Origin of the sequence: Chromohalobacter sp. 296-RDG (assembly GCF_029889885.1) — a bacterium.
Taxonomy (GTDB): domain Bacteria; phylum Pseudomonadota; class Gammaproteobacteria; order Pseudomonadales; family Halomonadaceae; genus Chromohalobacter.
The window spans coordinates 23,655-44,903 of sequence record NZ_JARANY010000022.1 but is presented as its reverse complement, the minus strand read 5'-3'; the positions used below and the strand labels follow the sequence as shown (position 1 = coordinate 44,903).

General features: G+C 58.1%; 17 protein-coding genes. 12 read left to right on the top strand and 5 right to left on the bottom strand.

The genetic code is table 11. The annotated features are described in order from the left end of the window. Positions 1-251 precede the first annotated feature (251 nt). Together OP495_RS10170 and OP495_RS10165 are read left to right on the top strand one after the other, a co-directional pair. Positions 252-1,523, top strand: a complete 1,272-nt coding sequence (locus OP495_RS10170; protein ID WP_280563858.1) for an ATP-binding protein — start codon at positions 252-254, stop codon at positions 1,521-1,523. 17 nt (positions 1,524-1,540) lie between these two features. Continuing rightward, on the top strand, positions 1,541-2,080 hold the full coding sequence (locus OP495_RS10165; protein WP_280568927.1) for a response regulator transcription factor: 540 nt from the start codon (positions 1,541-1,543) through the stop codon (positions 2,078-2,080). Between the two features lie 12 nt (positions 2,081-2,092). Here OP495_RS10165 and OP495_RS10160 read toward each other — a convergent pair whose 3' ends face one another. Continuing rightward, positions 2,093-2,869 (bottom strand): 3-hydroxybutyrate dehydrogenase, encoded by a 777-nt coding sequence (locus OP495_RS10160; protein WP_280568924.1) that lies wholly within the window; start codon positions 2,867-2,869, stop codon positions 2,093-2,095. Positions 2,870-3,024: 155 nt separating this feature from the next. Here OP495_RS10160 and OP495_RS10155 point away from each other — a divergent pair, with 155 nt between their 5' ends. Together OP495_RS10155 and OP495_RS10150 are read left to right on the top strand one after the other, a co-directional pair. Next, entirely contained in the window at positions 3,025-3,858 is an 834-nt protein-coding gene (locus OP495_RS10155; protein ID WP_280563855.1) for an inositol monophosphatase family protein, read from the top strand. Positions 3,859-3,980: 122 nt separating this feature from the next. Next, complete coding sequence (locus OP495_RS10150) at positions 3,981-4,253, top strand: GrxA family glutaredoxin (protein ID WP_280563854.1); 273 nt, start codon at positions 3,981-3,983, stop codon at positions 4,251-4,253. A gap of 189 nt (positions 4,254-4,442) precedes the next feature. Here OP495_RS10150 and OP495_RS10145 read toward each other — a convergent pair whose 3' ends face one another. Beyond that, positions 4,443-5,789 (bottom strand): MFS transporter, encoded by a 1,347-nt coding sequence (locus OP495_RS10145; RefSeq protein ID WP_280563853.1) that lies wholly within the window; start codon positions 5,787-5,789, stop codon positions 4,443-4,445. Between the two features lie 482 nt (positions 5,790-6,271). Here OP495_RS10145 and OP495_RS10140 point away from each other — a divergent pair, with 482 nt between their 5' ends. From OP495_RS10140 to OP495_RS10120, 5 genes are all read left to right on the top strand, one after another. Further along, positions 6,272-8,221 carry an acetoacetate--CoA ligase gene (locus OP495_RS10140; RefSeq protein WP_280568921.1) on the top strand — a complete coding sequence of 650 codons (1,950 nt, stop codon included), beginning with the start codon at positions 6,272-6,274 and terminating at the stop codon, positions 8,219-8,221. Between the two features lie 85 nt (positions 8,222-8,306). Next, complete coding sequence (locus tag OP495_RS10135; RefSeq protein ID WP_280563851.1) at positions 8,307-9,194, top strand: acyltransferase; 888 nt, start codon at positions 8,307-8,309, stop codon at positions 9,192-9,194. Continuing rightward, positions 9,125-10,054 carry a LysM peptidoglycan-binding domain-containing protein gene (locus tag OP495_RS10130; RefSeq protein ID WP_280568919.1) on the top strand — a complete coding sequence of 310 codons (930 nt, stop codon included), beginning with the start codon at positions 9,125-9,127 and terminating at the stop codon, positions 10,052-10,054. Before OP495_RS10135 ends, OP495_RS10130 begins: the two co-directional genes overlap by 70 nt. A 131-nt stretch (positions 10,055-10,185) precedes the next feature. Next, positions 10,186-11,343: a glycosyltransferase family 1 protein gene (locus tag OP495_RS10125; protein WP_280568917.1), complete on the top strand. Its 1,158-nt coding sequence runs from the start codon at positions 10,186-10,188 to the stop codon at positions 11,341-11,343. Further along, the gene (locus tag OP495_RS10120; RefSeq protein WP_280563848.1) at positions 11,315-11,881 is read left to right on the top strand and encodes a phosphatase PAP2 family protein; all 567 of its coding nucleotides are present in this window, start codon (positions 11,315-11,317) and stop codon (positions 11,879-11,881) included. The genes OP495_RS10125 and OP495_RS10120 overlap by 29 nt, the downstream gene beginning before the upstream one ends. 64 nt (positions 11,882-11,945) lie before the next feature. Here OP495_RS10120 and gcvT read toward each other — a convergent pair whose 3' ends face one another. Next, on the bottom strand, positions 11,946-13,061 hold the full coding sequence (gcvT, locus tag OP495_RS10115) for a glycine cleavage system aminomethyltransferase GcvT (protein ID WP_280563847.1): 1,116 nt from the start codon (positions 13,059-13,061) through the stop codon (positions 11,946-11,948). Positions 13,062-13,116: 55 nt separating this feature from the next. Continuing rightward, positions 13,117-14,502 carry a sodium:alanine symporter family protein gene (locus OP495_RS10110; protein WP_280568915.1) on the bottom strand — a complete coding sequence of 462 codons (1,386 nt, stop codon included), beginning with the start codon at positions 14,500-14,502 and terminating at the stop codon, positions 13,117-13,119. A 579-nt stretch (positions 14,503-15,081) separates the two neighbouring features. Between OP495_RS10110 and gcvH the strand changes: the two genes are divergently transcribed. Beyond that, entirely contained in the window at positions 15,082-15,477 is a 396-nt protein-coding gene (gene gcvH / locus OP495_RS10105) for a glycine cleavage system protein GcvH (RefSeq protein ID WP_280563845.1), read from the top strand. Positions 15,478-15,584: 107 nt separating this feature from the next. Continuing rightward, a complete protein-coding gene (gcvP, locus tag OP495_RS10100) occupies positions 15,585-18,485 on the top strand; it encodes an aminomethyl-transferring glycine dehydrogenase (protein WP_280568912.1) in 2,901 nt (966 codons plus the stop codon). 117 nt (positions 18,486-18,602) lie between these two features. Here gcvP and OP495_RS10095 read toward each other — a convergent pair whose 3' ends face one another. Continuing rightward, positions 18,603-19,526 (bottom strand): LysR family transcriptional regulator, encoded by a 924-nt coding sequence (locus OP495_RS10095; RefSeq protein WP_280563843.1) that lies wholly within the window; start codon positions 19,524-19,526, stop codon positions 18,603-18,605. A 303-nt stretch (positions 19,527-19,829) separates the two neighbouring features. On the opposite strand from OP495_RS10095, the gene ppnN reads away from it, so the two are divergent. Then, positions 19,830-21,194 carry a nucleotide 5'-monophosphate nucleosidase PpnN gene (gene ppnN, locus OP495_RS10090; RefSeq protein WP_280568909.1) on the top strand — a complete coding sequence of 455 codons (1,365 nt, stop codon included), beginning with the start codon at positions 19,830-19,832 and terminating at the stop codon, positions 21,192-21,194. The last annotated feature ends 55 nt before the right edge of the window (positions 21,195-21,249 follow it).

Here is a 21,249-nt window from a genome sequence, read left to right as displayed (position 1 = left end):
GAATTTCTCAAGCAAGTCAGCCACTTGCGCCACCCTTTCACCGCCGGCCACGAAGCCCGTCGCCGGCAGCGGATGCGTACTTTACGGATCCGCCGACGCGAACGCAAGGGGATTCGTAGAGCGTAGAAAAACCTCTCTCGGCTATTGTATATCGTGCATACTAAGGTGCGGCATTATCACTCTCCCCGTTCGGCTGTCGCTATTTCGTCTATCGGTTATCATACCGTTCGTATCGCACGCCGGGAGCCTCCATGCATCAGCCCTTACCCCTATCCACCCCCAACCGTAACCTGGTGCGGCTGACCATCGTGCGCGGCATCACGTGGACTGGTTTTCTAGGGGCGATCATTTTCGGGATAGAAGTACTGAGCTTTCAGTTACATGTAATGCCAGTCATTCTGGTCATCATTGCCATGGGGCTGGTTAACGTCGCCACCTGGTGGCGACTGGGACGTCCCCGGGCCGTGACTGACATCGAATATCTCGTGCATCTATTGATAGATGTGCTCGGCTTGAGTCTCTTGTTTTACTACACAGGCGGGTCCACCAATCCCTTCATCACTTATTACCTGGTCCCGGTAACCATCGCCGCAGCAACACTCCCCTGGCGTTTCGCCTGGGTCATCGCCGCCGCTTCCTTGGCCAGTTACACCACCATGATGCTGTTTTACGAGCCCGTCCCACAGCTAAGCAACGGATTCGTGGGCACCGGTATTCGCCTGCACATCATCGGCATGTGGCTGAACTTCAGTCTGTCCGCTGGTCTCGTGACATTCTTCATCTTCAAAATGGCACACGCATTGCGGCGGCGCGACCTCACACTCTCGCGTACCCGCGAGACGGCATTGCGCAATGAACAGGTGCTCGCCGTGGCCACACAGGCCGCCGGCACCGCCCACGAACTGGGCACGCCTTTGTCCACCATGGCAGTGCTACTCAGCGATATGCGACAAGAAGCGCGCGACAACACGCCACTCGTGGAGGACATCGATTTATTGCGACAACAAGTTGACACCTGCAAGGCGCGCCTACAGACACTCGTGGCCAATGCCGACAGACGGCGCTTGTCAAAGCCAGAGATAGCCGCAGCCGAGACGTGGCTAAGCGATGTGCTACAACGCTGGCTGGTATTGCGTCCCGACGTGAGCCATCGCATCGATATACAAGGCAAGCGTGGCACTCCCTATATCGCCACCGACAACACGCTCGAACAAGCGATCATGAACCTGCTTAACAACGCTGCCGACGCCAACCCCATGGACATTTCCATCTTGCTCGACTGGACGCAGGATGACGTCATTATCGACATCCGCGACCATGGGCCAGGTGTCTCGATGAATATTGCCGATCAACTGGGCGAAACATTCATCTCTAGCAAGAGCAAAGGCATGGGCATCGGCCTTTTTCTGACCCACGCCACAATCAATCGCTTCGGTGGCGGCGTCAGTCTCTACAATCATGAAGAAGGCGGCACGCTTACCGAGGTCAAGCTGCCACGGGCGACAGAAGGCGACCCTGCCTGAAAGCGACGGAGAACATCATGTCAGTAGATGCCGAACGGCTATTGATCATCGACGACGACGAACAGTTTTGCTTTGTCATGGCACGCGCCATGCGGCGGCGGGGGTTCGAGGTCACGACCGCCATGACCGAAGAAGAAGCGCTATCCAGCGTGCGGCAAGAGCCTCCGCACATGGCAACGCTCGACCTGAAGCTTGAGCACTCTTCGGGACTCAAGCTACTTCCTGAGCTGCTGGCGATTGCTCCGTCATGTCGTGTGGTCGTGCTGACCGGTTATTCGAGCATCGCAACCGCCGTGGAAGCCATCAAACTGGGTGCCGTCAATTATCTGTGCAAACCAGCCGACGCCGACGAGATACTCTCCTCTCTTGAGCGAGAAGGCGGCGACCCCGATATCGACATCGCGAACAGTCCGCCTTCTGTGAACCGAGTGACCTGGGAGCATATCCAGAAAGTGCTGCAGGAGCACGATGGCAATATCTCCGCGACGGCACGTGCGCTGGGCATGCACCGCCGAACGCTGCAGCGAAAACTGCAAAAGCGCCCCGTGAGGCGCTAGTCGACATCTTCATTACTGCGCGGTCCATCCAAGGTCCATGCTCCAGCATACCCCGGTCACCGCGCCGGCCTGCTCCGACGCCAAATAGCTGACCAACGCCGCCACCTCATCGGGTTCGATGAGGCGTTTGATCGCGGCGTTTTTTAACATGACCTCCTCGATCACCTGCTGCTCATCCATGCCATTGAGACGCGCTTGATCCGCAATCTGGCGTTCCACCAAAGGCGTGCGCACGTAGGCGGGGCAAAGAGCATTGACCGTAATGCCTGCCGCCCCACCTTCCAGAGCCGCCGTTCGCGTCAGCCCCACCAGCCCATGTTTGGCACTGACATAACCCACTTTACCCGGCGATGCGACGCTGGCATGGATCGACGCCATGTTGACGATCCGTCCCCACTGCCCTTGACGCATATGGGGCCATACCGCCTGAGTCAGCAAGAAAGGAGCCGTCAACATCAGATCGTTGATCTGACGCCATTTCGCTTCGGGAAAATCTTCCAGTGCCTCCACGTGCTGAATGCCCGCGTTATTGACCAGTATGTCGACGTGCCCGAAACGCTTGATAGCCTCCGTCACCGAGCCACGGCAAGCCTCCGGATCGGTAAGGTCTGCTTGGTAGAAGACGGCACCCGCAGCTTCTGCGATATCCACGCCTTGCGGATTGGCATCCACCGCCAATACTTGCAATCCCTCTTGGCAGAACTGTTTGACCACCGCTTCACCGATACCGCTGGAACTGCCGGTCACGATCGCGACACGCGGATGGCCCCGTGTAGAAGGAGCTACCATGGCACTCTCCTCGAGGACAAGACGATCTATGCCGAGCATAAGACGTTAGCTGCGAGGTATGCCAGCATGGCGCATCGCTTACGCCACTCGGCATGCCTGTTAGACTAAAGCGAACATTAAACACTAGCAGCAACGCATTGACCCCAGGAGACCGCATGGATCCTTCCCAACGGCTTGCCGAAGCCGAGCGTATCGCACGGCTGGCAGGAGAACGCATCGTGGCGGCGCGCGAGTCTCAAGCGTTCCAGCAACGCTACAAAAGCGGTGACGAACTCGTGACAGACGCCGACGTCGAAATCGACCGGCTCATCGCTTCCGAGCTCGATGCGCATTTTCAGGACGATGCGCGTCTCACGGAGGAAATTTCTCCAGACCGCGATGTACTCGAGGACAATGATGCCGTATGGATCGTCGATCCCATCGATGGCACGGTGAATTTTGCGTATGGGCATCCCCATGTAGCGGTGTCCATCGCCTGGGCATCGGAGGGGAAGCTACGTCTGGGTGTCGTTCATGCCCCCTTCCTGGGAGAAACATTCACGGCGCTACGCGGAGAAGGCGCCTGGCTGAACGGCGAGCCCATTCAAGCCAGCGATGCGAGCGAATTGTCACGCAGTTTGGTTGCTACGGGGTTCCCCTATCGCCGCGATGCGCGTGCTCCGTTGTTCCGCCGCCTCGCTGGCGTGCTCACAAGTTGCCGCGACATACGCCGCAACGGATCGGCCGCGCTGGATCTATGTCACGTCGCTTGCGGCCGTTTTGATGCGTATTATGAAAGTGTCTCACCCTGGGACTTTGCCGCTGGATTGTTGATCGCGCGTGAAGCAGGCGCCAAGACAGGGCATCTCTACCAGTGTCCCGATCGTATTCCGTCCGAACTTTATGGGGAAAACATACTGGTGGGCGCGTCGGGTATATACGGCGCATTGCGCGATATTCTCTTGAAAGCCGATGAGGGTCGGCTCGATGAGATCGAGGCACAAATTTGATTTGCCATAGGACACCTCAATAGCGTGCGTAGCAAGACTCTATTGGTACCCCATGCGCAACTCCGGAACAATAACACCATTAATTTAATGGCATATACACCCCTTAACGTGAGGAGAAACTTATGTTGACAGTGATTTTTGGCCGTCCCAATTGCCCTTTCTGCGTTCGTGCCAAGGAACTCGCCGAACAGCTCAGTGATGCGCGCGACGATTTCGGCTTCCGTTATATCGACATTCACGAAGAAGGCATAACCAAAGCCGATATGGAAAAGACTATCGGCCAGCCTGTCGAAACGGTACCGCAGATCTTCATCGACCATACCCATATCGGCGGCTTCACTGAGTTCGAGCAATACGTTCGCGATAATGAACTGATGCCTGCGACACAAAGCTAACGTTTATGTCAGCGCCAACCCCGCATCGCTACAGGTGTTGGCGCTCCCCACCCTTTGCCGGCCCGCCAGAAACACGCGATAAAGCGTTGAATAGGCATCCGTCCACGCAATGAGAAAGCACTATAGCGGCTTCCCGGAACCCGCAGCAGAACTCTTGTTGCCGCAGCACACTCGCTGTGAGCTCAGCGCCTAGAAGCGCGCCTCTTCTTCCGCTTCTGGCTGTGGCTCACTCTTATCATATGCTGCCCAGTCGTCTTCGTAGGACGGCTCGAAATCGAGCTCGAATTGCTGAGGCTCGAAACGCGGGTCCATCTCACTGAGATAATGCGTCGATTCCACCATGGGCACTGCCGCCACATAAGGCTCTTGCTCCACTTCAGGAGCAACTCCCTTATAGCTATAGAGTCTCACCATGACGAACATCGCCAAGGCCAGTGCGGCACCTCCCAAAAAAAGCCACAGCCCATCCGGACCGGTTACTTCCATGATCAAAGAAGCGCTATAAGGCCCAACTACCGAGCCAATGCCATACCAGATCAAAAGCTTGGCATTGGCCTGAATGGTTTCCTCGGGCTCGAGCCAGTCGTTGGTGTGCGACAGGCTCAAGGAATAAAGCGTATGCAGCATCGCGGTATGAAAGCAGGCCACCACGAGCAGCACCCAGAAGTCGAACCGAGCCGCCACCGAAATCATGGCGCCGGACACCGCCATCACCAAGGCCATGCATAAGATCACCTTGCGGCGATCAAGGCGATCGGAGATACGTCCCAGCGTCCATTGGGCCACCAGCGCCACCAGGGTCGTAATAGCCATGAACTGTGCCGTTTGCGAGGTCGAAAGCCCAATCTCCTGTCCGTAGTAGGGCGTCATCGCAAAAAAGGACTGAACCATCAGTCCCGCCGTAAAGGCGCTTACCAGCCCGACCGGCGCGCGGCGATACAATTCTCGCAGCGAGATCTTGCTGGAGACCTCATGCGACGAGCGTGTCGGGCCATGTATCCGATAAATCGACAAAGGAACCAGCGACAGAGTAAACAGGATTCCCGAGACCGAAAACAGCACGAATGTCGCCGGGTCGGCGACATTGAGCAGCCACTGACCAACCGCTAGGGACGAGGTCGAAATGACCAGGTACCAACCCAGCACACGTCCCCGGTTATCGTTCGTCGACTCACCCGAAACCCAAGACTCCATGACCATCAGCAAGCCCGCAGTCGCCGCACCGCCGAACAGGCGCCACACCAACCATGCCCAGGGGTCCACCCATAACCCATGCAGCATCGCCGTCACCGCCAGTACGGCCGCACAAGCCGCAAAGACGCGAATATGCCCCACCGAGCGGATGCGCTTCTCGATCAGATAACTTCCGATCACGAAACCTAACGAGAAGCTCGACATCAACAAACCCGCCATCTGCGAGGGAAAGCCCTCCAGCGACATACGCACCCCAAGCAAGGTCATGATCAAACCATGGCCGAGCAGGAAACTGATTTCACTGAGAAATAGAATGGGTAGGGTGGCGGGCAAGCTGCGCAAATCGACCTCCTGACGATAGTGGCATATGGGTTCGGCATGCCTCCCGGAGACACGCGCTGGCAATGCATCGGGCAAGCGCACTAGTCTACCTGTTAGCACGCATGACGACATCCACTCCTGCCTGGATATCGCTGACCCGCCGTCCAGCATAGAAGGTCAGACATGCCCTTCTCAGGGATCAGAAAAACCATCCACAAAAACTGTGGATAACGCTGTGCATGAGCGGCGTCGAAAACGCCATTTCGGCTTGTCGTTTCCCATCTCGCCTTGGATTGGTCAGATTTTCGTCACCGCACTGTCATCATGACGTCAAACGCACATATCGCGCTATCACACTCCCCCTTTCGTCGAGTGGACAGCGTGCTACAGACTTGTTTTTAATACCATTATTGTACTTTGCAATATCGTCGCGCGGCTCCCCATGCCGCTCCATGTAACGTCGACCTGAAGACAGGTGGCGGCATTGACGACTCGGAGGTCGCATGACCACGCCCCTTTGGGAGCCGTCGATGACGGCCATACAAAGCACGCAAATGCATGCGCTGATGCGGCGCATCGATCGCGAGCACGGCACATCACTGACCGACTACGAGGCATTGCACGCCTGGAGCGTCGAGCATCTGGATGCTTTCTGGGGACTCCTGTGGGATGAGTTCGGCATCGTCGCCGAGCGGCATGGCGATGACGTTCTGGTACGTCCTGATGCCATGCCCGGCGCGCGCTGGTTTCCACAAGCACGTTTGAATTATGCCGCCAACATGTTGCGCCGACGTGACCAACATCCCGCCTTGATCGTTCGCGATGAACGCCTGCGCCGACGCGTCATCAGCCATGCCGAATTATACGACAATGTCGCCAAGCTGGCCCACGCACTCAAGGCTAGCGGCGTCACGGAAGGCGATCGCGTCGCCGGCTTCGTCCCCAATAGTGAACACGCCATCATCGCCTTGCTTGCTTCGGCCAGCATCGGCGCGGTGTGGTCTTCCTGCTCGCCGGAATTCGGATTCAACGGCGTATTGGATCGCTTTGGGCAAATCGCCCCTAAAGTATTGATCGCCACCGATGGTTATACCTGGAACGGCAAGGCCATCGACACTCGGGAACGCGTTGCCGATATTGCCGATGCCATCGACTCTCTCAAGCATGTCGTGGTCTTTCCCTTCCTCGAAGAAGCGCCGGCTCTCGATGATATCCCTCGCGCCATCGCCTGGGCCGACTTCCTGGATAACAACGCCAGCGAAATCGATTTCCAGGCACTGCCCTTCGAGCACCCGCTTTACATTCTCTACTCTTCGGGCACCACGGGTGTCCCCAAGTGCATCATCCACTCGGCCGGTGGCACCCTGTTGCAGCATCTTAAAGAGCACCGTCTGCATACCGATATCGATGATGACGATATCTTTTTCTATTACACCACCTGTGGCTGGATGATGTGGAACTGGCTAGTGTCCGGGCTCGGCTCCGGTGCCACGCTAGTGCTCTACGATGGCTCACCATTTGCGCCACACCCCGACACTCTATGGCAAATCGCCAGCAATGAGAGCGTCACGGTCTTCGGCACCAGCGCCAAGTACCTCTCCGCCTGTGAAAAGGAAGGCTTGGCGCCCGGCAAGCAAGTGGACCTTTCACCGTTACGCGCGCTGCTCTCCACCGGCTCGGCATTACCCCATGAGTCGTTCGATTACGTCTATGACGAGATCAAGCGCGACCTGATGCTGGCCTCGATCTCCGGGGGAACGGATATCGTATCCTGCTTCGCACTGGGGTGCCCGATTCGCCCTGTATACCGTGGCGAACTGCAATGCCGTGGACTCGGCATGGACGTCGACGTTTTCGATGACTACGGACAAAGCGTCACTGGCAACAAAGGCGAGCTCGTCTGTAAACGCCCCTTTCCTTGCATGCCCACCGGCTTCTGGAACGATCCAGACGGAGAGCGTTATCGCGACGCTTACTTTTCGACCTTCCCGGGTATCTGGGCACATGGCGACTACGCCGAACTGACACCCCACGGCGGTGTCATCATCCACGGGCGCTCGGATGCCGTCCTTAACCCCGGTGGAGTGCGCATCGGCACCGCCGAAATATACCGGCAAGTCGAAAAGGTAGAAGGCGTGCTCGAATCGCTATGTATCGGCCAAACCTGGCAGAATGACGTGCGCGTGGTACTTTTCGTCCGCATGCGCCCCTCTGTCGTGCTCGACGAAGCCAAACGCGACGACATCCGACGCACTGTACGCCAGCATACGACCCCGCGCCACGTCCCCGCCAAGATCATCGCCGTGGAGGATATCCCCCGCACGCTGTCGGGCAAGATCGTCGAAATCGCCGTACGTAATGTCGTCCATGGCGAGCACGTCAAGAATCGCGATGCGCTGGCCAACCCCGAAGCCCTCAAGCTTTTCGCCAACCTTCCTGCGCTCGCCGAGTGATACGCACGCCATCGCCTTGTCCGAGACTGGGCAGCCGCTACACGATCCAGTAGCATAAGTTGCCAAGTCATTGAAGGAGGACGGCATGGCGACCCTCAAGGGGCTGACAAGCGTGCTGTTGCTGATCGCCAATACGCTTTTCTGGGGCGTGCCGCTTTATCTGCTGACGCTCATCAAACTCGTCACGCCGACTCGGCGTTTGCGACTACGCGTACTGGCGGGACTCAACGCCATCGCCCTGGCCTGGATCGCCACCAACAACTGGTGGATTCGTCATTGGGTCAAGCCAGACATCACCGCGCGCTTACCCGAGGACCTGTCTCCCAGCCAATGGTGGCTAATCATCGCCAACCACCGCAGTTGGACGGATATCTTCGTCATGCAGTACGTGCTGTACGGACGAACTTCGATGCCCAAGTTCTTTCTCAAGCGTGAGCTGATCTTCGTGCCCATCGTCGGCATCGCCTGGTGGGCACTCGAGTTCCCCTTCATGCGCCGCTATGCTCGCAGTGAAATGATCCAGCGACCGCAGCTGGCAGAACGCGATCGACGCGCAACCCAGCGCATGTGCGAACGTGCGCGGGAAATGCCGATGACGATCTACAATTTCGTCGAAGGCACGCGCTTCACTCCCACCAAGCGTGATCGGCAAGCGAGTCCGTTTCGGCATCTGCTGCGCCCCAAGGCCGGCGGCACCGCCCAGGTAATACATCTATTGGGTGATCGTCTGAGCGGCATTCTCGACGTCACGCTTCATTATCGTCATGCCGCCCCCAACTTTTGGCATTTCCTTTGCGGTCGCGAAGCTCCCATACACATGGCGGCACGCCGACTCAACGTGCCCGCCTGGATGGGCAATGGCGACTATCATCTGGATCCGCATTACAAGGAACGTTTCCATTCATGGCTGAACGCGCTATGGGAGGAAAAGGATCGTGCGCTCGCATCATCCCCCTCCTCTTCTTTGTCTTGATACTTGCCGGCTGCGCTGGCGGGCCTGGCGCCGGTGGCTATCGTGGCGGCAACATCGCTGGTAACTGGGTCTCCATACAACGCGGCGACACGCTAGGACAAATCGCCAAGCAAGCAGGTGTCCCGTTACTGCGCTTGCAACGATTCAATCCGGGCGTCGATGCGCGTCGACTGGCCATTGGCCAACGCATCCTGGTGCCCACTCATCGCGAACGCGCGCCCGGCAGCGGCCCTTATCGCTATCAAGTGCGCCCGGGTGACACCTATTCGAGTATCGCCCAGCGCTTCGGCAGCACTGCGCGACGCTTGCAAAAAGCGAACCCCCAGCTTTCGGCCAACGCCCTGAATGTCGGACAGTTGCTCGAGGTGCCGTCAGGTGGAACTGCTCGTACCTCCAGCGCTTCAACGACCCAGGCCTCGTCGTCAACGGCGTCCAAGCCTGCCACGCGCAGTCGTAAGCTTCCCGACCCAGGCGCACTACCCGATAGCGCTCACACATGGCATTGGCCGCTCAAGCAATATGAAATCGCGCGTGCCTACGGCGCCGATTCGCACGGCACCCTACAGCCGATGTTGCTCTCGACCTCCGCCGATACTCAGGCGCTTGCCGTTGCCGACGGTACCGTTCGCTTTGCCGATAGTATGCGGCAGTTGGGACGTGTGGTGATCATTCACCACCGCGACAACATGCAAAGTGTCTATGCACTATGCGAGCGTCTACTCGTCGAAGATGGCGATGAGGTAAAACAAGGCACGCCTGTTTGCGATGTCGGTTACCGACACGACACGGGGCGTTATGACCTATTGTTCGATGTCCGCCATGGCGGGAAACCCGTGGACCCCAAACAGGTGCTACGCTAGACGAGAAATATCTGCCCCATCAACGACACGGTAACCCAGGTTGACGACATCGTATCGTCACGATGATGTCGCACTGCTGTCATCAGAATGCTTGAATCTTGCACTGTCTTGATATGCCACGGAGGTGCATCATGCGAGTCGCACTGGTCAGTGAAACCTGGGCACCCGATATCAATGGTGTGGCACACACGCTGGACCATCTGGCACATCACCTCGCCACACGCCGCGTCAACTTACAGCTGGTACGCCCTCGGCCCCGACAAGGCGGCCGCGAAGGACGTGCCGAGCGTGATATGCAAGTTCGTGCATTCTCCCTCCCTGGTTACGCCGATGTGAATGTCGGCTTGCCCGCCTGGCGGCGCTTGACGCGCTTGTGGCAAGCGTCACGTCCCGAGGTCGTCTATATCGCGACTGAAGGTCCATTGGGTTGGGCCGCGCTGCTTACAGCGCGTCATTTATCGATTCCTGTCGTCAGCGGCTTCCACACCAATTTCGATCAGTACGCGGCGAACTATCACTTGCGGTGGGCCACCGGCATCGTGGGTGCCGGGTTGCGCTACTTTCATAACCACTGCCAGATGACCCTCGTGCCCACCCGCGCTCAAGCCGAGCGTTTATATCGACGTGGCTTCCAGCGCGTGAACGTATTGGGACGCGGCATCGACGCTCAGCATTTTTCTCCAGCCCGGCGCGACGTCCACCTAAGAACTCAATGGGGTGTCGATGACGACCAGCCAGTGATCCTCTACGCGGGACGCCTGGCCGCCGAAAAGAACACGCCACTGCTCGTGCGCACGCTACGCGCGATGCAAGAGGCATACCCGGGGCTACGGGCCGTATTCGTCGGTGACGGTCCCGAAAAACAGCACCTGGAGCACCAGCTTCCCGAAGTGATTTTTACCGGCTTTCTAAGCGGAGAAACCTTAGCACGTCATTACGCTAGCGCGGATATGTTCCTATTTCCATCGCACTCGGAGACATACGGCAATGTGGTCCCCGAAGCCATGGCTAGCGGGCTCCCCGTGGTCGCTTTCGATCAGGCCGCAGCGAGTGATTTAATCGTGGATGGACACGAAGGGCGCTTGATCGAGGCGACAGACGATGATGCTTTTGTGCAAGCCGCCGTGGAACTGTACCGGAATTCGGACGTTAGAAGTCGTACCGGCATCGCGGCTAGAGAAAAAGTCGCGGATCAGAGCTGGAATGTCATCGGCGAACACTTCTTGATGTATCTATTCATGGCGACTCAGGAGAGCCCATATGCGATCTCGTCCCCCGGTCACGTTTGAGCGCCTGGACTCTCTCGAATGGCAGCTCTGCCAACGTATTGCACTGCTCAGCCAGAGGCGGTTGATTTATGGCTTGTTCCGGTTTTGCAGTCGTATCGGCGACTGGCCGGCTTGGGTGGCCCTGGCGCTGATGCAGCCGATCATATATGGGCGTGAAGGCTGGCGACTGACGCTGCTGTGGGGAATATGCGCTGCGCTAGGCGCCCTCTTCTACCGCCTGGTCAAGACACGCTTCTGTCGTGAACGTCCCTATATCACGTTCTCGAGTATCCCATGCACCATGCCACCCGTGGATCGTTACAGCTTTCCCAGCGGGCATACTTTACACGCCGTCATGTTCTGCACACTTACTGCGGCGACGTCGCCATGGTTGCTCGTCGTGGTTCTGCCGCTTACGGGGCTGATCGCCGCCTCGCGTGTCATTCTAGGCTTGCATTACCTCAGCGATGTGGTTGCAGGAGCGATACTGGGGTTTGCCATCGCTCAAATGGGACTTTGGGGGGCGACCTATGGGCAATGGCTCCCTACTTTGAACTAGATGGTCATAAGAAAACCTTTTAGTATATATGAGGCTTCAAGATAACGGTATAAAAAGAGAACGCTTAACCGCGGTAGTACTTGGCCTGTACAAAGGGCATTCGCGACACCTGCATGGGCAGACGCTTGCCACGGACATCGGCATATAGCGTCGTTTCCAACGCTGCGAATTCGATATCGATATACGCCATGGCGACCGGTTTACTCAAGGTCGGCCCAAAGCTTCCCGATGTCACGCAACCCACATGACGATCTTCGACGCTATAAAGCTGAGTGCCTTCTCGTACCGGCGCTCGCCCTTCACCAAGAAGGCCGACACGCTTACGGGTGATTTGCTTGGTATCGATCTGAGGCAGAATGACATCAGCCCCCGGGAAGCCCCCTTCTCGTTCGCCTCCGATGCGCCGGGGTTTGCCCACGGCCCAGATCAGGCTCGCCTCGGCGGGGGTCGTCTGGGTATCCAGGTCATGCCCATACAGGCACAGGCCGGCTTCCAGACGCAGTGAGTCGCGTGCGCCCAGTCCGATGGGCTCGACCTCAGGCTGCTCTAGCAACCACGTAGCCAGCCCCTCGGCGGCGTCCACGGGCACGGAGATCTCGAAACCGTCCTCACCGGTATAACCGCTACGGCTGATCCATAATTGGGTACCGAACGTCTCGAATTGGCCATGATGCATAAATACTAGATCACAGGCCTCAGGACACAGGCGCGCCATGACATCCTTGGCTTGCGGCCCCTGCAACGCCAGCAAGGCGCGGTCAAGCACTTCCACCTGGTGCTCGGCATCGAGCCCGGTACGCAGGTGCGCCACGTCCTGGTCCTTACAAGCCGCATTGACGACGACATAAAGGTCCTCGCCGCGATTGACGATCATCAGGTCATCGAGAAGACCGCCTTCATGGCTGGTGAAGAGTGCATAACGTTGCATACCGGCCGGTAGCCCGATGATATCCGCCGGCACTAGCATTTCGATGGCACGCGCCGGTGACGGTCCCGAAACGATGAGCTGCCCCATGTGCGATACGTCGAATAAACCGCACGCCTGGCGGGTATGCTCATGTTCTTTTTTGACACCCAGAGCGTATTGCACCGGCATGCTATAGCCGGCAAAGGGCACCATCTTAGCGCCGCGCGAGACATGCACATCATGCAACGGCGTCTGGTGAAGATCGTCGGACATCATCGCTTCCTCGTCGTTATCCGTGAAGGGGCGACGATCGTCGCCCCAAGACAGCTCAGCGTTTATCGTCCAGGTCTTCGCCCGGCAGGACGGTCTTGCCGGCAAAGTGATCGCTGGTGAGCTTGAAGACCACCGGCGACAGCAGAGCCAGTGCGATCAGGTTGGGGATCGCCATCATGGCATTGAAGACGCTGGCCATCAGCCAGACGAATTCCAGCGGCGCGACGGCCCCGACAAGAATCGCCACGATATAGACCACCCGGTAGATCTTGATCGACGCGACGCCGAACAGATACTCGAAGCACTTTTCACCATAAAAGGCCCAGCCGAGGATGGTCGTGAAGGCGAACACCGCCAGCGCGAAGGACACGACGTACTGGCCGATACCCGGCAGCGCACCGTTGAAGGCCATCGCGGTCAACGCGGCACCGGTCTCGCCGGATGTCCACTCGGCACTGGTCAGGATTGCCAACGCGGTGATCGAGCATACGATAATGGTATCGATGAACGTCCCCAGCATTGCCACCAGCCCTTGGCGAACTGGATTCTTGGTCTGTGCCGCGGCATGAGCGATGGGCGCACTACCCAGCCCTGCCTCATTGGAAAACACGCCTCGCGCCACGCCATATTGAATCGCCTTGGCCACGGCGGCACCCGCAAACCCACCAGCAGCGGATACCGGCGTAAAGGCATGGCCAAAAATCAGTCCCAGCGCAGCACCGACATGATCGACATTGATGATCAGCACCAGCAAACCGCAGACGATATAGGCAACCGCCATGACCGGCACCAACTTGCCCGCCACCTTGGCAATACGCTTGATCCCGCCGAGAATCACGGCACCCGCCAGCAGCATGATGATCACACCGGTAAGCCAATGCGGCATCCCCAGTGACTCACTGAGACCATCGGCGACCGAGTTGGATTGCACGGTATTGCCAATTCCGAAAGCAGCAATGGCACCGAAAAAAGCAAACAAGCCACCCAGCCAGGTCCATTTCTTGCCCAGTCCATTGCGGATGTAATACATCGGCCCGCCGACATGCTCACCCGCCGCATCGACTTCACGATAACGGACCGCCAGCACCGCCTCGGAAAATTTAGTCGCCATTCCCACCAGGGCCGTGATCCACATCCAGAACACGGCTCCCGGCCCCCCCAGGAATATGGCAGTCGCGACACCCGCGATATTACCGGTGCCAACAGTAGCCGAAAGCGATGTCATCAACGCATTGAAGGGAGAAATTTCGCCCTCTTCCTCATCACCCTTTTCGGCTTTACGTCCTTTCCAGAGCAGGCTGAAGCCGGCCTTCAGCTTGCGAATGGGCATTAACTTGAGCCCCAGTTGCAGATATACGCCCACCCCCAGCAACAAGATGAGCATCAAGGGGCCCCATACAACATCATTGATGGCGCTGAATACCGCGTTGAGTGTTTCCACGAGATGTCCTCCCAGACATTTGTTGTTATCCAGCGCAGTGACTGCACTGTCGTCGACGGCATTGTCGCAAGAAGATAACCGCCAAAACCTTCTCGACTTTAGCCGATCAGCTTGGCATTTCTCCATAGGCGCAAAGCTAAATCGCGCTTCAGGCGTTATAGACAGAAATCTCGTCGCTTACTCGCATGGCCATGCAGACAAGACACGAGCACAACAAGTTTCTTATTAGAAACGAAGGCTAATCGCTGTCCCTCGGCTTGGCAACCGGAAGACATCGCCCTGCCCATCCCCTGAATAGCAGACTGGTACACGCATTTTCGATGCGCGAGGAAAGTCACCATCGCCAGCAAACTCATCAAGGCAGGGCGTCGCAACCGTGTTTGAACCCACGCATGGCCCAAGATTATAAGCAGTATGGCTTTTTGCTGGACGCTCGCCGGTATCCTGTCCACCCTTACTAGGCGGTCGAGCCGAATGGCATGAAGAAATGCATGATGACGATGCCAAGGGCGAATCAATGAGGCATAATGGCACTCATATTCCCCAATTCAGAAAATCTTTTCGTATAGGAAAATCACCATGAGTCACATCCCTGCCAATCTTCGCTATACCGACAGCCACGAATGGATCCTCGACAACAACGACGGCACCGTCACGATCGGTATCACCGATCATGCCCAGGAATCCCTGGGAGACGTCGTCTTCGTAGAGCTCCCCGATACGGGCCAGCAACTCGACGCCGGCGAAGAGTTCGGTGTCATCGAATCCGTCAAGGCTGCCTCCGACCTGTACCTCCCGTTAAGCGGTGAAGTCGTTGCCGTCAACGAGTCGCTCGAAGATTCTCCCGAATCTGTCAACGACCACCCCTACGAGGATGGTTGGATCCTCAAACTCAAACTCGCCGAGCCCGACGCGCTCGATGAGCTGCTCGATGCTACTGCCTATGACGCGCTCGTCATCGCCGAGGAAGGCTGACGCGTCTCGCACATTGCACTTGTCCTGTTCTGCCGGCGGCATCCTCGTTACGTGTCGCCGCTTCGTGTCGAATCGGGCTCGACCGCCCGCCACCGCTTGAGGGTTTCATGGCAAACGACAATCGCAGCCTGGCCGAATTGGCCAATCACGACGACTTCTTGACGCGCCATAATGGGCCTGACGAGGACGATGTCCAGCACATGCTGGCGACCTTGGACCTTCCCGACACCGAGTCGCTGATGGCCAAGACGCTTCCTGGCGATATTCGCCTGGAGCGTAACCTGTCCCTCGAAGAGCCCCGCGGCGAAGCGGAAGCGCTTACCTATCTCAAGCAGTTGGCACGCCAGAACAAGACCTTCAAGAACTACATCGGCCAAGGCTACTATCCCACGTATCTGCCGGCCGTCATCCAGCGCAACGTACTGGAGAATCCCGGTTGGTACACCGCTTACACCCCCTATCAGCCGGAAATCGCCCAGGGACGCCTGGAAGGGCTATTGAACTTCCAGCAAGTGGTCATGGACTTGACCGGCATGCCGATCGCCAACGCGTCTCTGCTCGACGAGGCGACGGCTGCCGCTGAAGCCATGGCCCTGTGCCGTCGCGCCAACAAGAAAGCCAAGACCGAGCGCTTCTTCGTGGCTGACGATGTGCTGCCCCAGACGCTCGATGTCCTGCGTACCCGTGCCGCCTATTTCGGTTTCGAGCTCATCGTCGCGCCCGCCGAGACCCTGGCCGATCACGATGTTTTCGGGGCATTGCTGCAATATCCGGGGGCTACCGGCACAGTACGCGATATCACAGAGCAACTCGAAGCAGCACGGCAACGGCGGATCATGACCTGCGTCGCCACTGACCTGATGAGCCTGGTACTACTCAAGGAACCCGGTGCGCTGGGTGCAGACATCGTCGTGGGCAGCTCCCAGCGTTTCGGTGTCCCCATGGGGTACGGCGGCCCACATGCAGCGTTTTTCGCTGCCAGCGACGCCCTCAAGCGTTCGCTTCCTGGACGCATCATCGGTGTTTCCAGGGACAGCCGTGGTCAACGCGCCTTGCGCATGGCCATGCAAACGCGCGAGCAGCATATTCGCCGCGAGAAAGCGACCTCCAATATCTGCACCGCGCAGGCATTGCTTGCCAACATCGCCGGCTTCTATGCGGTCTATCACGGCGCCGAGGGCCTGCGCACCATCGCCTCGCGGATCCATCGCCTGACGACCATCCTCGCCGAGGGGCTCATGCGTCACGGTGTAACACTCGCCCACGACAGCTGGTTCGATACACTCACGCTGAGAGGGCTCGACCACGGCCAGGTGCATGGCCGCAGCCTGACGCACGAAATCAACCTGCGGTACGACGCCAATGGCTCTATCGGCATCAGCCTCGACGAGACCACCACGGCAGCAGATATCGTCACACTGTTCGACGTGTTGCTGGGAGACGAGCATGGGCTGTCGGTGCGCGAGCTCGATCGTCACGTCCAGGCACAGGGCATGACCGGCATCCCCGACGCTTGTGCACGGGAAAGCGACTTCCTCACCCATCCCACGTTCCAGCATTACCGCAGCGAAACCGAAATGCTGCGTTACTTGAAGCGTCTCGAAAATAAGGATCTATCGCTTACCCACGCCATGATTCCCTTGGGCTCATGCACCATGAAGCTCAATGCCACCAGCGAGATGATCCCCATCAGTTGGCCGGAATTCGCCAATATCCATCCTTTCGCGCCACAGGATCAGGTCGCCGGTTACAAGCAGATGATCGACGAGCTCTCGGCGTTTCTCGTCGAGATCACCGGCTACGACACGATTTCCATGCAGCCCAACGCCGGCGCACAGGGCGAGTACGCAGGCCTGGTCGCCATACGCCGCTACCAGAAATCACAAGGCCAGGGCCATCGCGATATCTGCCTGATCCCGAGTTCAGCCCACGGCACCAATCCAGCTTCTGCCGCAATGGCGCAAATGAAAGTCGTCGTCGTCGAATGCGATAACGATGGCAACATCGACATCGATGATCTGCGCACCAAGGCCGACAAGCACCGCGAAGCACTATCGGCGATCATGCTCACCTACCCATCGACGCACGGCGTATTCGAAGAAAGTGTCAGCGAAGCCTGCCGTATCGTGCACGATAACGGTGGCCAGGTGTATATCGATGGGGCCAACATGAATGCCCAGGTCGGGCTCTGCCGGCCGGGAGATTTCGGCGGTGACGTATCGCACCTCAACCTGCACAAGACGTTCTGCATTCCGCATGGCGGCGGCGGTCCCGGCATGGGCCCCATCGGTGTCAAGGCGCATCTAGCCGCGTTCGTGCCCAATCACGTCATCACGCCCCTTCCCGGTGTCGAGACGGATTCCGGCGCGGTCTCGGCGACCGCCTACGGTTCGGCGTCGATCCTGCCGATCTCTTGGGCCTATATCAAGATGATGGGTGGGCGCGGCATGCAGCTCGCCACGGAGCTGGCAATACTCAACGCCAACTACATCGCCAAGCGTCTCGAAGCGCACTACCCGGTACTTTATAAAGGGCGCAACGGCACCGTCGCTCATGAATGTATCCTGGATGTCCGCTCTCTCAAGACGGCTTCCGGTATCAGCGAGGAAGATATCGCCAAGCGCTTGATGGATTACGGATTCCATGCCCCGACGATGTCCTTCCCCGTAGCCGGCACCTTGATGGTCGAACCGACCGAATCGGAGTCGCGCTATGAAATCGACCGCTTCTGCGATGCCATGATCGCCATTCGCGACGAAATCCGGCGCGTGGAAGCCGGCGAATGGCCCGCGGATAACAACCCACTATCCATGGCGCCGCATACGCAGGCGGACTTGATGGCAGACGACTGGGAACGACCGTATTCGCGTGAACTGGGCGCCTTCCCCACCGAGGCCACCAAAGCCGCCAAATACTGGCCGACGGTCAACCGCGTCGACAACGTCCACGGCGATCGCAACCTCATCTGCAGTTGCCCACCCATCGAGGCGTATCGCGACGGCGACTAAACGAGCTTGGCGTCCACGGCGCTACACACAAAAAGGCCCCATCAAGGCTTTCCTTGATGGGGCCTTTTCAGTCGAGACAATTACGTCAGTCTAGAAAGTCACGCCCGGCGCATACCGTCAGGTGTCTTCCTCGAGCGGTGGTGCCTCAGCATAACCATAGAGCACATTGCGACGCTGCGACCGAAACTCACCAAGCAGCTGCTCGTAACGACGTGGCATATCGACGCCGCGCTTGGTCACGACATATAGCGTTTCATATACCGATTCAGTGACGGGCAGCTCCTTGACCTGGCGCTGCCAAGGCGACGTCTCGAGTACCGTCCGGGGTATCACGGTAAAACCCAGACCACGCGCCACCGCATCCAGCACCATGCTGATCTCGTTGGAAAAGCCTTGTTGTGGGAAATGACTCATTGAGCGAAATTCCCCGGCAAAATTGCGCCGCAACAGCAAGCTGGCGTTGTTGATACCATCGGAATAGTTCATGAAGCCCAACGCCATGAGCTCGCTGATCGTAGTGCCGGCGAAGTCCGCAGGCACGACCAGACACAGCGGCTCCTGATGCCAAGGCTCGAAATTGAGATCCGGATGTTTGCTGACATCGGTGACGATGCCCACGTCGAAGCGCCCGGCCAGAACTGCGTCGACGATCTCACCGTTGAAGGCAAAATCATAAGTAACCGTCAGACCAGGATGCATCTGCTGATACCCCAGAATGAACGGATAGAACATCAACCCCACACTGCCCGGTGACGCCACGCGACACTCCCCAGTGTCCGGTGATTCGTTGTCCAGCGAATGGCGAAACTGTTCATGCTCAGCAAACAGTTTGACAGAGTAGTCATAGGCACGCCGCCCCGCCTCGGTCAGTGTGAAACGACGCCCGTGCCGCTGCAGCAAGGACTTGTCGAGATAGCGTTCTAACTTACGTATATGTTGACTGACCCCTGGCTGGGTCATTTCCAGCTTGCGCGCGGTATGCGTGAAGCTACCCGTTTCGACAAGCGTGATAAAAGTACGGAAATATTGCGCGTTGAACATGAAGTGAGGGTCCACCGGCTGGCGTTTCGGGGCAGCTACTTATGTGCCGAAGCCATGACACGATCAACGAAGGTTAGCGTGGCAATAACCGTGGCTTCGGGGGTTGTGATAACGGCATCATAGCAAATTATGCTACACCTCACATCGCTGCGTGGCAGAAGATCGCGTGTTAGCATCGAAAATTGATTAAGCTCCCGGGTAGTGTTGTGACCGAGTCAGGCGCACAGCGCGCCAATGACGTTCGGCCCGCCCCCTGATGCTGAGCTTTTCCTTCGGCCATCGTGCCGCCACAAGGATGCGTCAATGCCCCAGAAACTTTCTACCATCATCTCTCCCGAAGGGAGCCTGGAAGTCCTCTCGCAGCAAGAGGTCAACCGTCTGCGTGACACCTCCGCCAACGGCCTGCACGATCTTTTGAGACGCTGCTCGCTGGCCGTGCTCAACTGCGGCAATCCTACCGATGACAGCCGCGCGCTCATGCAGGCGCACCACGATTTCGAGATCGAAGTACTCCAGCAGGACCGCGGCATTCGTCTCAAGCTCGACAATGCACCGCAAAGCGCCTTCGTCGACGGCCAGATGATCCGCGGGATTCGCGAGCACCTTTCTGCCGTGCTACGCGATATCGTCTACGTTCACAACGAAATCCAGCACACGCCCAAGTTCGATCTTCAGCGCGGAGATGGCATCACCAATGCCGTTTTCCATATCCTGCGCAACGCCGGCACGCTGAAGTCCGCACGCGAACCCAGCCTCGTGGTGTGCTGGGGCGGCCATTCCATCACCCGCGAGGAATACGATTACAGCAAGGACGTGGGTTATCACCTGGGGCTTCGCGATCTCGACATCTGCACGGGATGCGGCCCCGGCGCCATGAAAGGCCCCATGAAGGGCGCCAACGTCGCACATGCCAAGCAGCGTCGCCACGATGGACGTTACCTGGGCATTTCGGAACCCGGCATCATTGCCGCTGAATCGCCCAATCCAATCGTCAATGAACTGATCATAATGCCCGACATCGAGAAACGCCTCGAGGCCTTCGTGCGGGCAGGTCATGGCATCGTGATCTTTCCCGGTGGCGTGGGAACCGCCGAGGAAATCCTCTATTTGCTGGGCATTCTTCTACATCCTGACAATGCCGACGTCCCCTTCCCGATCGTCTTTACCGGCCCCCGCGACAGCGCCGACTACTTCAAGCGCATCGACGAGTTTCTGGCCTTCACGCTCGGGGAAACGGCCCGTGAACGCTATCAGATCATCATCGACGACCCCGCCGAGGTCGGTCGTGCCATGCGCCGAGGCGTAGACGACGTGGCCGCGTTTCGGCGTAGTCAGAGCGACGCTTTCTATTTCAACTGGCGCCTCAACGTCGATGCCGGTTTTCAACTGCCTTTCGAACCCACCCACGAAAGCATGGCCGAGCTTGCCTTGCACCGCGAGCAACCAGTCCATGAACTCGCGGCTAATCTCCGTCGTGCGTTTTCGGGCATTGTCGCCGGCAACGTCAAGGAAGAAGGTATTCGTGCCATTGAGGAGAGGGGCCCTTTCCGCTTGCATGCCGAGCCGGATTTGATGGCACGTCTTGACGCACTGCTGACCTCGTTCGTCGCCCAGGAGCGCATGAAACTGCCGGGTAGCGAATACGTCCCCTGTTATACGCTGGGCTAAAAGCCGACGGGAAACACCATCTTGCATTACGTGAGTCAGGCTCGACGCTAGATAA

What these genes read in the sequence shown, in the direction of transcription:
- OP495_RS10150 (WP_280563854.1), top strand. Translation starts at nt 3,981, where the DNA reads ATGTTGACAGTGATTTTTGGCCGTCCCAATTGCCCTTTCTGCGTTCGT.
- OP495_RS10165 (WP_280568927.1), top strand. Translation starts at nt 1,541, where the DNA reads ATGTCAGTAGATGCCGAACGGCTATTGATCATCGACGACGACGAACAG.
- OP495_RS10120 (WP_280563848.1), top strand. Translation starts at nt 11,315, where the DNA reads ATGCGATCTCGTCCCCCGGTCACGTTTGAGCGCCTGGACTCTCTCGAA.
- gcvP (WP_280568912.1), top strand. Translation starts at nt 15,585, where the DNA reads ATGGCAAACGACAATCGCAGCCTGGCCGAATTGGCCAATCACGACGAC.
- gcvT (WP_280563847.1), bottom strand. Translation starts at nt 13,061, where the DNA reads ATGTCCGACGATCTTCACCAGACGCCGTTGCATGATGTGCATGTCTCG.
- OP495_RS10160 (WP_280568924.1), bottom strand. Translation starts at nt 2,869, where the DNA reads ATGGTAGCTCCTTCTACACGGGGCCATCCGCGTGTCGCGATCGTGACC.
- OP495_RS10125 (WP_280568917.1), top strand. Translation starts at nt 10,186, where the DNA reads ATGCGAGTCGCACTGGTCAGTGAAACCTGGGCACCCGATATCAATGGT.
- OP495_RS10135 (WP_280563851.1), top strand. Translation starts at nt 8,307, where the DNA reads ATGGCGACCCTCAAGGGGCTGACAAGCGTGCTGTTGCTGATCGCCAAT.
- OP495_RS10130 (WP_280568919.1), top strand. Translation starts at nt 9,125, where the DNA reads ATGGCTGAACGCGCTATGGGAGGAAAAGGATCGTGCGCTCGCATCATC.
- OP495_RS10140 (WP_280568921.1), top strand. Translation starts at nt 6,272, where the DNA reads ATGACCACGCCCCTTTGGGAGCCGTCGATGACGGCCATACAAAGCACG.
- OP495_RS10155 (WP_280563855.1), top strand. Translation starts at nt 3,025, where the DNA reads ATGGATCCTTCCCAACGGCTTGCCGAAGCCGAGCGTATCGCACGGCTG.
- gcvH (WP_280563845.1), top strand. Translation starts at nt 15,082, where the DNA reads ATGAGTCACATCCCTGCCAATCTTCGCTATACCGACAGCCACGAATGG.
- OP495_RS10095 (WP_280563843.1), bottom strand. Translation starts at nt 19,526, where the DNA reads ATGTTCAACGCGCAATATTTCCGTACTTTTATCACGCTTGTCGAAACG.
- OP495_RS10170 (WP_280563858.1), top strand. Translation starts at nt 252, where the DNA reads ATGCATCAGCCCTTACCCCTATCCACCCCCAACCGTAACCTGGTGCGG.
- ppnN (WP_280568909.1), top strand. Translation starts at nt 19,830, where the DNA reads ATGCCCCAGAAACTTTCTACCATCATCTCTCCCGAAGGGAGCCTGGAA.